At 74.6% G+C, this 13,021-nt stretch carries 13 protein-coding genes; all 13 read right to left on the bottom strand.

What is annotated here, in order from left to right; genetic code table 11:
• Nucleotides 1-40 precede the first annotated feature (40 nt).
• The 13 genes from NX794_RS24480 to NX794_RS24420 all read right to left on the bottom strand — a co-directional run bounded on the left by NX794_RS24480 (nucleotide 41) and on the right by NX794_RS24420 (nucleotide 12,830).
• Complete coding sequence (locus NX794_RS24480; protein ID WP_258781023.1) at nucleotides 41-1,396, bottom strand: serine hydrolase domain-containing protein; 1,356 nt, start codon at nucleotides 1,394-1,396, stop codon at nucleotides 41-43.
• A 108-nt stretch (nucleotides 1,397-1,504) separates the two neighbouring features.
• Nucleotides 1,505-2,716, bottom strand: a complete 1,212-nt coding sequence (locus tag NX794_RS24475; RefSeq protein ID WP_258781022.1) for a cytochrome P450 — start codon at nucleotides 2,714-2,716, stop codon at nucleotides 1,505-1,507.
• 1,002 nt (nucleotides 2,717-3,718) lie between these two features.
• Nucleotides 3,719-4,885 carry an oxygenase MpaB family protein gene (locus tag NX794_RS24470; RefSeq protein WP_258781021.1) on the bottom strand — a complete coding sequence of 389 codons (1,167 nt, stop codon included), beginning with the start codon at nucleotides 4,883-4,885 and terminating at the stop codon, nucleotides 3,719-3,721.
• A 71-nt stretch (nucleotides 4,886-4,956) separates the two neighbouring features.
• A complete protein-coding gene (locus NX794_RS24465; protein ID WP_258781020.1) occupies nucleotides 4,957-6,009 on the bottom strand; it encodes a polyprenyl synthetase family protein in 1,053 nt (350 codons plus the stop codon).
• Nucleotides 6,002-6,286 carry a polyprenyl synthetase gene (locus tag NX794_RS24460; protein ID WP_258781019.1) on the bottom strand — a complete coding sequence of 95 codons (285 nt, stop codon included), beginning with the start codon at nucleotides 6,284-6,286 and terminating at the stop codon, nucleotides 6,002-6,004. The genes NX794_RS24465 and NX794_RS24460 overlap by 8 nt, the downstream gene beginning before the upstream one ends.
• 139 nt (nucleotides 6,287-6,425) lie before the next feature.
• Nucleotides 6,426-6,860, bottom strand: coding sequence for a hypothetical protein (locus tag NX794_RS24455; RefSeq protein ID WP_258781017.1), 435 nt, complete (start codon nucleotides 6,858-6,860; stop codon nucleotides 6,426-6,428).
• Between the two features lie 130 nt (nucleotides 6,861-6,990).
• Nucleotides 6,991-7,467, bottom strand: a complete 477-nt coding sequence (locus NX794_RS24450) for an MSMEG_6728 family protein (protein WP_258781015.1) — start codon at nucleotides 7,465-7,467, stop codon at nucleotides 6,991-6,993.
• 33 nt (nucleotides 7,468-7,500) lie between these two features.
• Nucleotides 7,501-7,734, bottom strand: coding sequence for a hypervirulence associated TUDOR domain-containing protein (locus tag NX794_RS24445; protein ID WP_258781014.1), 234 nt, complete (start codon nucleotides 7,732-7,734; stop codon nucleotides 7,501-7,503).
• A 59-nt stretch (nucleotides 7,735-7,793) separates the two neighbouring features.
• Nucleotides 7,794-8,705: a short-chain dehydrogenase/reductase gene (locus tag NX794_RS24440; RefSeq protein WP_258781013.1), complete on the bottom strand. Its 912-nt coding sequence runs from the start codon at nucleotides 8,703-8,705 to the stop codon at nucleotides 7,794-7,796.
• Between the two features lie 48 nt (nucleotides 8,706-8,753).
• Nucleotides 8,754-10,436 (bottom strand): phytoene desaturase family protein, encoded by a 1,683-nt coding sequence (locus tag NX794_RS24435; protein ID WP_258781012.1) that lies wholly within the window; start codon nucleotides 10,434-10,436, stop codon nucleotides 8,754-8,756.
• Entirely contained in the window at nucleotides 10,429-10,908 is a 480-nt protein-coding gene (locus tag NX794_RS24430; RefSeq protein WP_258781011.1) for an SRPBCC family protein, read from the bottom strand. The genes NX794_RS24435 and NX794_RS24430 overlap by 8 nt, the downstream gene beginning before the upstream one ends.
• A gap of 87 nt (nucleotides 10,909-10,995) precedes the next feature.
• Complete coding sequence (locus NX794_RS24425) at nucleotides 10,996-11,952, bottom strand: sensor histidine kinase (RefSeq protein WP_258781010.1); 957 nt, start codon at nucleotides 11,950-11,952, stop codon at nucleotides 10,996-10,998.
• On the bottom strand, nucleotides 11,949-12,830 hold the full coding sequence (locus tag NX794_RS24420; protein ID WP_258781008.1) for an MEDS domain-containing protein: 882 nt from the start codon (nucleotides 12,828-12,830) through the stop codon (nucleotides 11,949-11,951). Before NX794_RS24420 ends, NX794_RS24425 begins: the two co-directional genes overlap by 4 nt.
• Between the last annotated feature and the right edge of the window lie 191 nt (nucleotides 12,831-13,021).

The following is a 13,021-nucleotide window of genomic DNA, read 5'->3' as shown; positions in this document are numbered from 1 at the left end:
GGACCGCCGCCCGCGGGCGGACGGTACGGCCCCGCGCGGCTCAGCCGTCGTCGGTGCGGCGCGCCGTACGCCCGGTCACCTGGACGCGTTCGACCCGGCCCGTGACGGGGTCCCGGTGGAAGCGGCCGCCGGGTTCCGGGCGGCCGGTGACCGGATCGAGCAGGTCGTACGACAGGTCGGCGTAGCAGACCAGCGGCAGGGACAGGTCGCCGTCGACGGACAGCGCCGGCGAGCCGTCGGGCCCGGCGGTGACGCGGTAGGCGGTGCCGCCGTTGCGGTAGGTGCCCAGGCAGTCGGGCAGGGCGACCGGGCGGCCCCGGTCCGCGGGGGTGACGGGTGCGGCGGGCACCCGTATGCCGGCTATGCGCTCCAGTTCTCCGGCGAGATCACGCCACAGGGCGGTGGCCCCGCCGGCGTTGCCCGTGAAGGCGACGACCACTCCGCTCTCGGGTTCGGCCCGCAGATGGCAGGAGGTGCCCTGCGCGTTGCCGTCGTGGCCGCACCAGACCCGCCCGCCCTGCCGGTACAGGGCGACGCCCAGGCCCCAGCCGTCGGCCAGGGTGCCGGGGCGGGCGGCGCTCTCGCCGCGCCGCATCTCCTTGGCGACGGCGGGCGGCAGCGCCTCGGAACGGCCGGTCAGCGCGGCGCCGAACGCGGCCAGGTCGGCGGCGCCGGCCAGCAGCGCACCGGCCGGTGCCTCCAGCGGGGCCAGGTTCTGCCGTACGGTACGGACCTGGCCGGTGGCGGTGTTGACGGCGTGTCCGACGGCTGTGGGACGGGTGACGGTGGTGTCGCCGATGAACGCGGGCACCGTGCCCAGGGGGTCCAGGAGCAGCGCGCGGACGGCTTCGTGCCAGGGCATGCCGGTGATCGCCTCGACCAGCCGGCCGGCGGCGACGTAGCCGGCGTTGGAGTAGGAGAAGTCGGTGCCGGGCGGGAAGAGCGCCTGGTCGGCGGTGCACAGCGAGGCGAGGTAGCGGGCACCCCTGGTCGCCGAGGCGGTGTCGGAGTCGGGTCCGGTGGGCAGCCCGCCGGTGTGGCTGAGCAGGTGCCGGACGGTCACCTCGGGCATACCGCGCAGCTCGGGCAGGTGCTCGGCGACGGGCTCGTCCGGGTCGAGGTCGCCGTCGTCGGCGAGCAGCAGCACCAGGGCGGCGGTGTAGGGCTTGGTGAGCGAGCCGAGGGGCACGGCGGTGTCCGGTGTGAGCGGGGCTCCGGTGCCGGCGTCGGCGGTGCCGGTGTGCAGGGAGACGGTCTCCGTGCCGGTGTCCAGGACGAGTTGGGCGCCGGGCACCCGGTGGTCTTCGGCGAGGGCGTCGAGCCGGTTCTGCAGCTCTCGGCGGAGCGGGGCCGGCGCGCAGGTGGTGGCCGGGCCGGTGGGGACGGTGTAGGGCATGAGAAAGGTGCTCCCGTGAGATGGGTTTCTCGTGTGCGGGTGTGTGTCGCCGGCCGTGGCGAGCGGTGCCGGGCCGGGGTGGTGCGCGAACGTGCCGGACGGCGCCGGCTAGGGCTGGCCGACCTCGACCGGCAGATGGCGTACGCCGACGATGACGGCCGGGTTCTGCAGCACGATGTCGTCGTACGACGGGATCGCCAGGAAGCGGAATCGTTCTTGCAACATGTGCAGGGCGATCCGAGCCTCCAGCCGGGCCAGCGGGGCGCCGAAACAGAAGTGGATGCCGTGCCCGAAGGTCAGATGGGGGTTGGGCCTGCGGGACGGCAGGAACGTGTCGGGCTTCTCGAACCGCGCGGGATCGCGGTTGGCGGCGCCCAGGTGGGCCATCAGCAGCGTGTCGGCGGGGAGTTCGTGGCCGCCGAGCACCACGGGCCGGGTGACGCGGCGTCCCAGCTCGGGGAAGGGGGGCAGCCAGCGCAGCACTTCCTCGACGGCCAGGGGGATCCGGTCCGGGTCCTCGCGCAGGGCGGCGTCCGTGCCGGGGTGCCGGTCGAAGGTGACGACGGCGTTGCCGAGCAGGGCGGTGGTGGTGATGTGTCCGGCGACCAGCAGCAGTGCCACGAAGCCGACCATCTCCTGGTCCGTGAGCCGGACCCCGTCCACCTCGGCGGCGATGAGTCTGCTGGTCAGGTCGTCGCCGGGGTCGGCCCGGCGGCCGCGTATGTGCTCCAGCATGTAGCCGTTCATCTCCCGGACCGTGGGCGCGATGGCCTCCAGCGCCCGCTCCAGGTCGGCCATGTCGGGCGCCTCGCCGAGCTGGTCGCCGCCGAACAGGACACTCGCCCAGTCCTGGAAGGTGCGGTGCTCCTCGGCCGGGATGCCGAGCAGTTCCGCGATGACGATGATGGGCAGCGGGTAGGCCAGGGTGTCGACGAGGTCGAAGCGGTCCTGGTCGGCGACGGAGTCCAGCAGCCGGGCGCACACGGCCTCGATGCGCGGCTCCAGACCCTGGACGACGCGGGGCGTGAAGGCCTGGCTGACCAGTTGGCGGAGCTTGCGGTGCTCCGGCGGGTCCATGCCGACGAAGTTGCCCTGGGTGAAGGTCGCGAAGTCCTCCTGGGTGGGGGCGAGGGAGGACATGTCGGAGGAGTAGGTCGCCGGGTCGGCGAGCACGGCGGAGACCGTCTCGTGGTCCACGACCTGCCAGACGCCCTGCCGGTCGTCGTGCCGCACCGGTCCGGCCGCGTGCAGGTCGCGCCAGCGTATCGGTAACGCGTCCAGCAGGAAGGTATCGCTCGTCATCTGGTCGATGGACACCATGACTCCTCGGCTAACGGCGCGCTGACACGGCAGGGCCGTGCCCGCGCGCGGCGGGGAACGGAGGGAGGGAGCGGGTCGGGACGCGGCTCCGGAGACGGGCGCCGACAGCCGGCGGCGGGATGCGCGCCGCCTCGGCACCGGCATCGGCCCGGTGGCGGATGACCCGCGTAGCGTGTGCCGCCGGACGGACGTCAGGCGCCGGGAGTCCCGGCCGGGGCCTGCCGTACGGGCGTCAACACACCCTGCGCGACACGCCGGTACGTCCCTGGTTCCCTCGGCACGCTCTCAGTGCGGCAGACCAACCCGACACGACAATCCCCCCTTGGCGATGTTCCCGCGTGACGGTCACGCGGGCGCCCTGCCGGCACGGGGCCGGACAGCAGAACCTGAACCCGGTCCGCGAGGCGAGAGTACGCACCTACCGCCCGGTAGTGCCCCCGGTTTGGCATGATGCGAATCCGTGAACGCCTTCGTTTCCACGGGAACCCGGCCACAGTCTTCACATTCGGTCACCGCAAAGCAACCCCCCGGAGTTTAACGGAGAGTGCCTTGACAGTGTGTTTGCGTCACCATCAGGCGGCATCGGCGTGATGTCTTGGCGCGCGCGAGACCACAGCCGGGTCACCGGTACGCGGGTGCCCCACCGCCGCGGGGGCAAACGGGCGCAATCCGCGAGGAGTTGGCGGAGGACACATCTCGGCCGGTTCCATGTGCTCCCCCATCCCTGTCACGTGAGGGCACATCGCGGCCCTGACCTGCCCACCGACCCGGTGGCGGGCGGCTGATGCCCGGGTGTCCCGAAAGGCCGAGAACAGACGCTGGCGGTGCCCGCACGAGCCGGTTCGCCGCGTGTTCCGTGTCCGGTCTTGCCACCCGGGGGCGGTGTCCGGGCCCGGCGATTACGGGCCGGACACCGCACATCTTCGGCCATACGCCAGAACTCGGCCACCGGGCTGATTTCATATGGGCCACACATACGGCCGGGTCGTGGACACGTGCCGGTCATGAGACGACGGTCGGGGCGGGAGGTGTCCAGCGGTGGGTGCGAGGCACATGGCCGTCGACGCCGAAGTCCTTCTTCAGCTGCTCGGGGATGGCGTACTGCATGACACGGCCCCGGGTGAGGGAGGACAGCTCCAGCACGGCGGTGAGATGTCCGAGCCGGTCGAGGGCCCACGCCCCGAGCGGCGAGCGGTCCTCGATGGTCTCCAGCACGCCGAGCAGGTGCGGCAGGGCCTTGACGAGGCTGTCCCAGGCCGTGCGGGGGACCTGGAGCCAGTCGGCACAGGTGTCGCCGACCAGGTGCCGGATCAGGGCGGAGACGACGGGGTCGAAGAGAGTGCCGGGGACGACCTCCTCGTACAGGTCGATGAGCTGCCGGGTGAGGTGAGCGCCTTCCGGTGACGGGCCCATGTGGCGGACCATGTACAGGTCGAGGAACTGCCGTGCCTCTTCGAGGGACTTGGGCACGGCGTCCTGGTCGACGCCGAGCATGGCGCCGACGACGCGCCAGGCGTAGAAGTAGGCCTCCGCGCCCTCGGCGGACATGTGGACGCCGAGCCGGTGCAGGCTGTCCAGGACCAGCAGGGAGAAGAACATCTGCCCGCCGATCATGTCCTCCTGGCAGATCGGCGTCCCGAGCGCCCCGGTGTCCCAGGCGTTCTCACGGGCCAGGTGGTGGCGGATCGAGGCGTGCAGCAGGCGCACCTTCTGCGCGGCCGGGATGAAGCGGCTGCCGGCGTCGAAGGCGTCGGGCTGCATGAGGTAGACGGTGAACTGGCCCGTCTCGGCCATGCGTTTGGACGGATAGCTCAGCCCGTGGGTGGCGGACAGGAGCTTCGCGACGTGCGGGACGACGTAGCAGGCCGGCATGGAGGCGAAGGACAGCGCGGTGGAGATGTGCACGTTGTTGTCGATGAAGAACAGCCGGGCCTTCTCCATCTCCGTCCAGTCCACCCAGGCCGGGGGTGTGGCGGTGGCCCGGAGGTACTCGCGGGCGACGTCGGGCAGTCCGTCCGGGAGCGGCGAGCCGGCCGTGGACACGTGCCGCATGAGGGTGTTGAACCGGCCCACCTCCCCGCGTTCGATCAGGGTGGCCACCACGGCGTCGGCGAGTTCGTCCCCGCTGTGCCGCAGGGCGTTCAGGGAGGCTTCGGTGTAGGGCGTCACGGCGGTCCTCTCGGCGGGGCGCGCAGCAGGGGCGCGCAGCACGGGCGGTGGGCGGTGGGCGTGGGGCGGTGTCAGTGGTGGCGGTCGGTCGCGGAGCGGGCGAGGCCGGACAGGGCCCGGCGCGCCGCGGGGGGCATGTCGAGCGCCTCCAGGTGGCCGAGGCAGTCGCGCACCCGGGCGGCGATCATGTCCTCGATCCGTTCGGGCGCCTTGAGCGCGGTCATCAGCGCGCGTACGTCGCGCAGATGCTCCTCGGTGAGGTCCCGGCGCCCCAGGACGCCGGAGAGGTAGGCGCGTTGGGCGGGGAGGGCGGCCCGCCAGGCGGTGGCGAGCAGGGCGGTGGGCCGCTGTCCGCTGATGTCGTCCAGGCCCGCCTTGCCGGTGCGGTCCGGCTCGCCGAACAGGCCCAGCAGGTCGTCGCGGAGCTGGAACGCCTCGCCCAGCGGCAGTCCGTAGGCGGACAGGCCGGCCCGCAGTCCGGGCGGTGCTCCGGCGAGCAGGGCGCCGATGAGCAGCGGCTGTTCGACGGTGTACTTGGCGGTCTTGTACCGGACGACCTTCAGCGACGCCTCCGGGTCCGGCCGTGCGCCGGTGGCCAGGATCTCCAGGCACTCGCCGGCGATCAGCTCCCGGGCCAGCGCGGCCCACACCGGGCGGGCCCGGGCGAGGTAGGCGGCGGGCAGGCCGCTGTCGGCGAAGAGCCGGCCCGCCAGCGCCATCAGGTGGTCGCCGACGAGCATGGCCAGGGCGCGGGCGGCGGTGTGCGCCCGGGGGCGGCCGGTCACGGCGGCCCGCAGGGCCACGTGGGCGGTGGGCAGGCCGTGCCGTAAGGGGCTGTCGTCGATCAGGTCGTCGTGGACGACGGCCGCGGCGTGCACCAGTTCCATGGAGGCGGCGGCGCGCAGCAGGGGGTCGCTGTCGGGTTGTCCTGCGGCGCGCCAGCCCCAGTAGCAGAAGGCCGCCCGTAATCGCTTGCCGTGCCCGGCCGCCGCGCGCAGTTGTCCGGCCACCGGTTCCAACGCGTCGTCGATCGCGAGGAGTTGTTCGGCCTCCTCGGCCAGGAAGCCGGCCAGCAGGATGTCGACGCGCGTCTTGAAGTCCGCCGCGGCCCAGTGGTCAGACATCGTCACCGGACGCCGTCCGCCGAGTGCGGGCGTGCTGGGCGAGGATCTCCAGGTGGGCGTCGGGCGCTGCGGCGTAGCGGTCGAGCGCGATGCGTCCGCGGGCCATCAGGTCGTGCCGCGTGTCGCGTGCGAGGTCCGGTCCGTCGGAGCGGCGCAGCAGGTGCCGCACGCTTCCGACGGCCGCGCCGAGCGTGCTCACCGCCAGATCCGTCAGCCCCGCCACGATCAGCACCGCCTGCTCGTCCAGGCCCCGGCCCGCGCGTGTGGTGTGTGTCATGCCCTTCCCCCTGCCTGTCGCCCGCCCTCGGCGCGCGCCAGGTCAGGGCGCCGCCGCTGACAGCATGTCCGCGGGAAGGGCCCGTTCCACCGCCGTCACCGCATCGAGTGACGGCCGGGAACGTGTGTCCGACACCCTCTCAGCCCCAGGTGCGGTGGCACAGGCCGGCGATCCGGGAGGAGGCGACGCCGTCGGCCCGGCGGCACAGGCGGCGCATCTGCTCGTCACCGGGCACCTGACGGACCGCCGGGACCCGGTGCCGTACCGTCCGGGGCGCGTGGGTGCGGGGGCGTTCCCGGTGCTGTGGCGCGGGGCCGGCGTGCGGTGCGCTCCGCCGGGCCGGGAGCGTGCGGTGCGGCCGGGGACCGGGGGTCGCCGGCCGGCGCTCGGCGGGGTGCCGCTGCCGCTCGGCTTCCGCCCGCACCAGGGCGGAGCGCTGCGAGGGGGGCGTGGCCGACGCCGGGGAGGCCGAGCCGTACGGCGCGAGCGGTGCCCGCGGGTGCGGTGTCACGGTGGCGCAGCCGGTGACGGCGAGCAGGATCAGGGCGAGGAGGGTGAGAAGGCGAGGTGGCACGGGCCCACTGTGGGGCACGGCCGCCCGCCGGGGCGCGGCACCACGCGGCCGGTCACCGCAAGGAGGGACGGACCGGCGGGATGCTGACGGCCCGGCGGACGGCGTCCGGACGTGCCGGGCGCGGCGCGGATCACTCCCCCGAGGCCGCGCGGTCGGAGGCCGGCCACACATACGGCAGGTCGTCGGGGACGTCCGGGAACCGGGGGGCGTACGCCTCCCGGTCCTTGCGTACCAGGGCCGACCGGTGGCTGCGGTGGAAGGCCTCGTCGCCCAGCCACGGGGGCAGTTCCCCGGCGGCCCGCAGCGCCTCCTGTTCGCGGACCGGGGCGCCGGGCCGGGAACCGGCGTAGCCGGCGGCCAGGGAGGCCGCGCAGCTGTCCTGGTGGCCCTGGTCGCGCCAGACCCGGCAGATCTCCAGGCCGTAGCGGACCAGGGCCTCTTCGTAGCCCCGCCACATCGTGACGGCGGGGTGCCGCCGCCAGCCGTAACCCGGGACGGTCAGCCCGCGCAGGACCTGGAGCGCCTCGACGCGCTGTTTGCCGAGGCGGCGGCGGTCCAGCAGGAGCGCGCTGCGGTGGAAGTCGGGGTCGGGCAGGAAGGTCTGCATGGGTGCCGTTCTCCGGGGCGTGGCGGTACGGGCTCACTTCTTGCGCAGGGCGGACGGTTTGTGGACGGCCGTCCGGCCCGACTTGGCGCTGCGCACCTCGTACTGCGGTTCCTCGGGCGAGGCGTCGACGGTGCGGCCGGCGGCCTCGGTCCGTCGGGTGATCTCGCGTTCGACCTCGCCCTCGGTGGTCGATCCGTGGCTCTTCCAGGTCACCTCGTCGCCCTTGCCGAGCTTTTCGCCGGACTTCTTCCGCTTGTTGTCGGCCATGGTCGTCCGTCCTTTCGGGCTTTTCGGGTGGGGGGTCCGGAGGGGCCGGGCCCCATGGGTCAGGGGGCGCGGCCGGTCGCGGCGCGGTCGGCGGCGCCACCGGCGCCGAGCAGGCCCGTGGAGACGACCGGCTCGTGCGCCTCCAGGCGCGGCAGCCGCCGGCGCGAGACGCGCAGCACCACCGGGGGCAGGGCCGCGCGTACCGGCTGGACCAGCCGCAGCCAGGGCGGTGCGTAGATCGCCGTACGGCGCCGTTCCAGTCCCCGGACGAGCCGGGCGGCCACCGCGGCGGGTTCCGCCACCCGGCGGGCCGGCGAAGGCATGGCGGTGCGCAGTTCGCGCAGCACCGCGTGTCGGTCGGCGTCGTGCACCATGTCGGTGTCGGTCCAGTTCAGGTAGCCGATGCCCACGGCGACGCCCCGGTGGGCGACTTCGGCGCGCAGGGAGTGCGCGAAGGCCTCCGCACCGGCCTTGGCGGCGCAGTAGGCGCTCATCAGCGGCGCGGCGCCGAGCGCGGCCAGCGAGGCGACCTGGAGGTAGTAGCCGGCGGTCGCCTCCAGGTCCGGCAGGAAGGCCAGCGCGGTGTGGGCGCTGCCGGTCAGGTCCACGTCGATCACCCGGCGCCAGTCGGCCGGGTCGGTGGTGGCGAAGGGGCCGCCGAGGGCGATGCCGGCGTTGGCGATCACCGCGGAGGGGCGGCCGAGCCGGTCCCTGACCTCCTCGGCGGCGGCGCGCAGGGCCGGCAGGTCGGTCACGTCGGCCTCGACGGCCAGGGCGGGGGTGGGCATCCGGGCGGCGGTCGCCTCCAGCAGGTCCTTCTCGTGGCCGAGGAGGGCGGGCCGGGCGCCGCGCCGGGCGACCTCGTACGCGAGTGCGGCACCCAGTCCCCGGGCGGCGCCGGTCACCACCACGGTCCGGCCGCGCAGCGGGCTGCCGGAGGTGCCGGAGGTGCCGAGGGGACTGCCGAACATGGGTGCGCGCCTTTCCCTGAGGGGGCCGGTCCGTGCCCGCCCGTGCGTTCATCCGGGCAGCTCGCCGCCGCTCGTCACCCCCTCTTCCGGCCGGGCCGGGCGACCGGATGCGGTACGGGGCGCGCCGGTGCGGTCCCGGCGGGCGAGGCGCCGCTGGAGGTGGGCCAGCGCGGGCAGCCGGTGGGAGCGCAGCGCGGCGCGGGCGGCGTTCGCCCCGGGTCCGCCGTGCACGCCGCCGCCGGGGTGGGCGCCCGCCGAGGCGAGGAAGAGCCCGGGTACGGGGGTCTCGGGGCGCCCGGTGCCGGGCACGGGACGGAAGACCAGCTGCTGGTGGATGTTGGTCGTGCCGCCGTTGATGGCGCCGCCCACGAGGTTGGCGTCCAGGGCCTGGAGGGTGGGCGGTGCCAGGATGCGGCGGCCCCGGATGTGGGAGCGGAAGCCGGGCGCGAACCGTTCGACCTGCCGCTCCATCCGGTCCGCCATGCGTGCGCGGTCCGCGGGGCCCCAGTCGCCGGTGATGCCCTCGTCTCCGGCGTCGCCGCGGACGTCGTGCGGGACGTGCGTGTAGGCCCAGGCGGACTCGGTGCCCAGCGGGGAGCGGGTGGGGTCGGCGGTGGTCATCTGGCCGAACAGGGCGAAGGGGCGGTCGGGCACCTGGCGCATGGCGATCTGCGCGGCGAACCGGGTCAGCTCGTCCATGCCGTCGGCCAGGTGGACGGTTCCGGCCCGGCAGGCGCCCGGGGCCTGCCAGGGCACCGGGCCGTCGAGCGCCCAGTCGACCTTGAAGGTGGCGAAGTCCCACTGGAAGCGTTCCAGATCCGCCAGTACCTGGGCGGGCAGGTGCTCGGGCGCGACCAGGTCCCGGTAGAGGGCGGGCACGGAGACGTCGGCCAGTACGGCCCGCCGCGCGGGCACCTCGCGGCCGGCCGCCGTCCGTACTCCGGCGGCCCGTCCGCCCCGGACGACGACGCCGGTCACGCGTTCGCCGCAGGACAGCTTTCCGCCGTGGGCGCGCAGCCGCCTCACGAGCGCGTCGGTGAGCGCGCCGGAGCCGCCCACCGGTACCGGGAAGCCGTAGGTCTGGCCGAGCATCGACATCAGCCAGCCGAAGCCGCCGCTGCCCGCCGCTTCGGGCGCGAGGTCGGCGTGCAGGGCGTTGCCGGCCAGCAGCAGCCGGCCGCCCTCGCCGTCGAACTCCTCCTCGCCCAGGCGGCGGACGGGCAGGATCAGGGAGCGGGCGGTGCGCAGCCCGCCCGCCGCCCGCAGGGTGCGGGCCAGCCGGGCGGTGGCCCGCACCGGCGGGAAGGGGGTGAGCAGGGCGTCCAGCAGGTCGGGGCGCAGCCGCTGCCAGAGTGCGAAGAGGCGGCGCCAGGCCGCTCCGTCGCCGGGCGCGAACGCCTCCAGGGAGTCGGCGGTGACGTCGATGCGCCGGTCCAGGACGGCGCACCGGCCGTCGCTGAGGGGGTGCGCGAGCACCTGGGGGGCGTGGCTCCAGCGCAGTCCGTGCTCTTCCAGGCGGAGGGCGGAGAGCACCGGGGAGGCGGCGGCCAGGGGGTAGAAGGAACTGAAGAGGTCGCTGACGAAGCCGGGGTCGACCTCCCGGTCGTGGCGGACGGCGCCGCCGGGTGCGGGCTGCTCCTCCAGGACGTGGACGCTCCACCCGGCGTCGGCCAGCGTGTTGGCGGCCACCAGGCCGTTGGGTCCCGCCCCGATGACCACGGCGTCAGGCATGGCCGACGCCCTCCTCACGGGCCTCGGCGTTCGCACCGGCCCCGGCTGTCTCACAGGCCTGGGCGAGCCGGGCGAGCATGGCCCGGTGGCGGAGCTGGATCAGCGCCTCGAATCCCACGTTGTGCAGGGCGCCGCCCGCCCCTTGCAGCGGGTGCTCGTCGACGATGACGAGGCAGTGCCGGCCCCAGGTGCGCAGTTCGATCGCGATGCGCGCGGTGCCGAGGAAGCCCGCCTGGGCCTCCAGCTCCAGTTCGGAGCCCTCCCGGCAGCGGCGTACGACGGTCTCGTTGCCGATCCGCAGCGGGCCGAGCCGGATCTCGTAGCCGAGGGTCGAGCCCTCCTGCGGCCAGCGGCCGGACCGCACCTCGGAGCGGGAGGTGCCCACCACCCAGTCGCCGTAGCGGCTGCCGTCGGCGAGGACGTCCCACACCACGGCGGGATCGGCCTTGATCAGTCGATGACGTACCGCCACAGTGCCTCCGCAGGTGCCAGGGCCAGGTCGCCGCCGAGTGCCCCTACCCCACGGCCGCCAACCATCCGGTGCCGGGGCGGGGTGCCGTCAGTCGAGCGCCATGTGCAGCCGGACCACCAGGCCGGTGGGCAGGGCGCGGGTCTCCACCAGGTCGCACAGCTGGTGCATCATCCACACGCCTCGGCCTCCCGAGGCCGAGAAGGGGTCGGGGCGTCGCCGGCCGACGAGCGGGTCGGTGAGCCGGCCTCGGTCGCGGGTCTCGGCGATCAGGGTGTCACCGGTCCGCCACAGCCGCAGGGTGCCGTGACCGCCGCCGTGGCGCACCGAGTTGCTGGTCGCCTCGCTGACCGCGAGCAGCCAGTCGGTACGGCGGTGGGCGGTCATGCCGGCCGTCTCGGCCCAGTTCCGGGCGGCGTCGCGGGCCCGGGCGAGGCCGTGCTCGCCGAACCGCAGGACGAGCGGGGACTCGGGCTCGGGCAGCGGGGTGTCGCAGTCCCGGCAGATCTCGTGCGGGTCCGTGTAGGCCGGGCTCGGGCGGTGGTCGCCGGGGCCGGCGAGGGCGGCGTGCGTCCGGTGCACCTGCGCGAGCACCGGTTCCGGCAGCGCGGTGTCGTACGGGCACAGGACGGTGGTGCCGGGGTGGGCGAACGCGAGGTTGATGAGCGCCTCGGTGCGGATGGCCTCGCGGATCTCCGCCGGGCGCCGGTCCGCCCAGACCGGCTCGCTCACGATGGACAGCCGCCGGCTGCCGCCGCGGTCGGCGAAGTCCAGGAGCATCGAGAGGATCCGGCCCGGGTTGCGGCCGGCCTGGCGCATGTCGATCCAGGTGACGCCCGGGTGGTCGGCGCCGAGGGCGTCCTTGAGCAGCCGCATGCGTTCTCCGGGCACGGCGACGAGCACGGGGCGGCCTCGTACGGCGTCCGACCGGATGAACCCGCCGACGCCGTCGAGGTAGTCCTCGTCCGTGGCGTAGAGGAGGGCGGGGTGGTGGCACCCCGCGTCCTCCTGCCCCGGCTCGTACGACGGCCGTGTGAACGTCGTCATCGTCCGGCCACCTCCAGGCCGGTCGCCAGCTCGGGGAAGACGTCGAGCATCCGTATCAGGGAGGCCGGCGCGCCGAGCAGCCGTACGGGCTCCGGGCCGGGCCGCCGCATCGCGGCGTGGGCGATCTCGGCGAGCGCGGCCACCTCCAGGTGGTCCAGCGCGGAGAGGTCCAGTGTGATGGCCGGTGACGTCGATCCGGCGACGGCGGCCGCCGCGGAGGCGGTGACCGCGCGGCTCTCGTACCCGGCCGAGCCGGACAGCCGGAAGCCGGGCCGGTCGGCCAGGGGGGCGACCGTCAGCGCCGGCCCGGCGTCGGCGCCCTCGTCCGGGCCCAGCCGGGTCAGGTGCGCTCCGAGGACGGCCTTCAGGCTCTCGGCCGGGAACAGGCGCCGGTCGTAGAAGCACCAGGCCGTCAGGGGGATGCGGTCGAAGACCTCGTGGTGCATGCGCAGCTCGTACTCCAGCAGCCGTTCGGCGCCGGCCGTCTCGCGCGCTCCCCAGGACATCTCGCCGATGGCCCGAAGTCCGCTGTGGCCCTGCGCGAGGGCCGCGGCGTGGGCCTCGAACCACAGGCCGACGACCGCGTCGGGGTCGAAGCGGGGACCGGCCAGATAGGTGCGGGAGGCGGTCGTCACGACCAGCCGGCCGTGCCGGGCGGCGGACGCGGCGTCGATCCCGTGTTCGCCGAGGGTGCGCATCACCTGGCCGGGGTCGGTGGTGTCGGCGAAGTACTGGACCTGTTCGGCGCGCTCCAGACCGGTGCGCACGAACGCGACGAGGTGCTCGGCCCATTCGGCGTCGGTGGAGAACACGACGGCCGTGTGCCGCTCGGCGGCCGGTCCCGCTCCCGCGGTGGGGAATCCGTCGTGGGCCGACACCACCGTGCCCCTTCCCTGTCGCCGAGTCGCGGTGCTCTCCGGCCGAACACCTGCCGGGGTGCACGATACCGCCGGTTCCTGTTCCCGCAGGCCCCGGGCCGGTGATCGGCTCGGACGCGTGGTGGGGTCAGCGGGTGGTGAGCAGGCCCTCCCGCAGCCGCTTCAGCGTCCGCGACAGCAGCCGGGACACA

Origin of the sequence: Streptomyces pyxinicus, from assembly GCF_024753135.1 — a bacterium.
GTDB classification, from domain to species: domain Bacteria; phylum Actinomycetota; class Actinomycetes; order Streptomycetales; family Streptomycetaceae; genus Streptomyces; species Streptomyces pyxinicus.
Note: the sequence above shows the minus strand (reverse complement) of the source record. Positions and strands in the feature narration are given on the sequence as shown.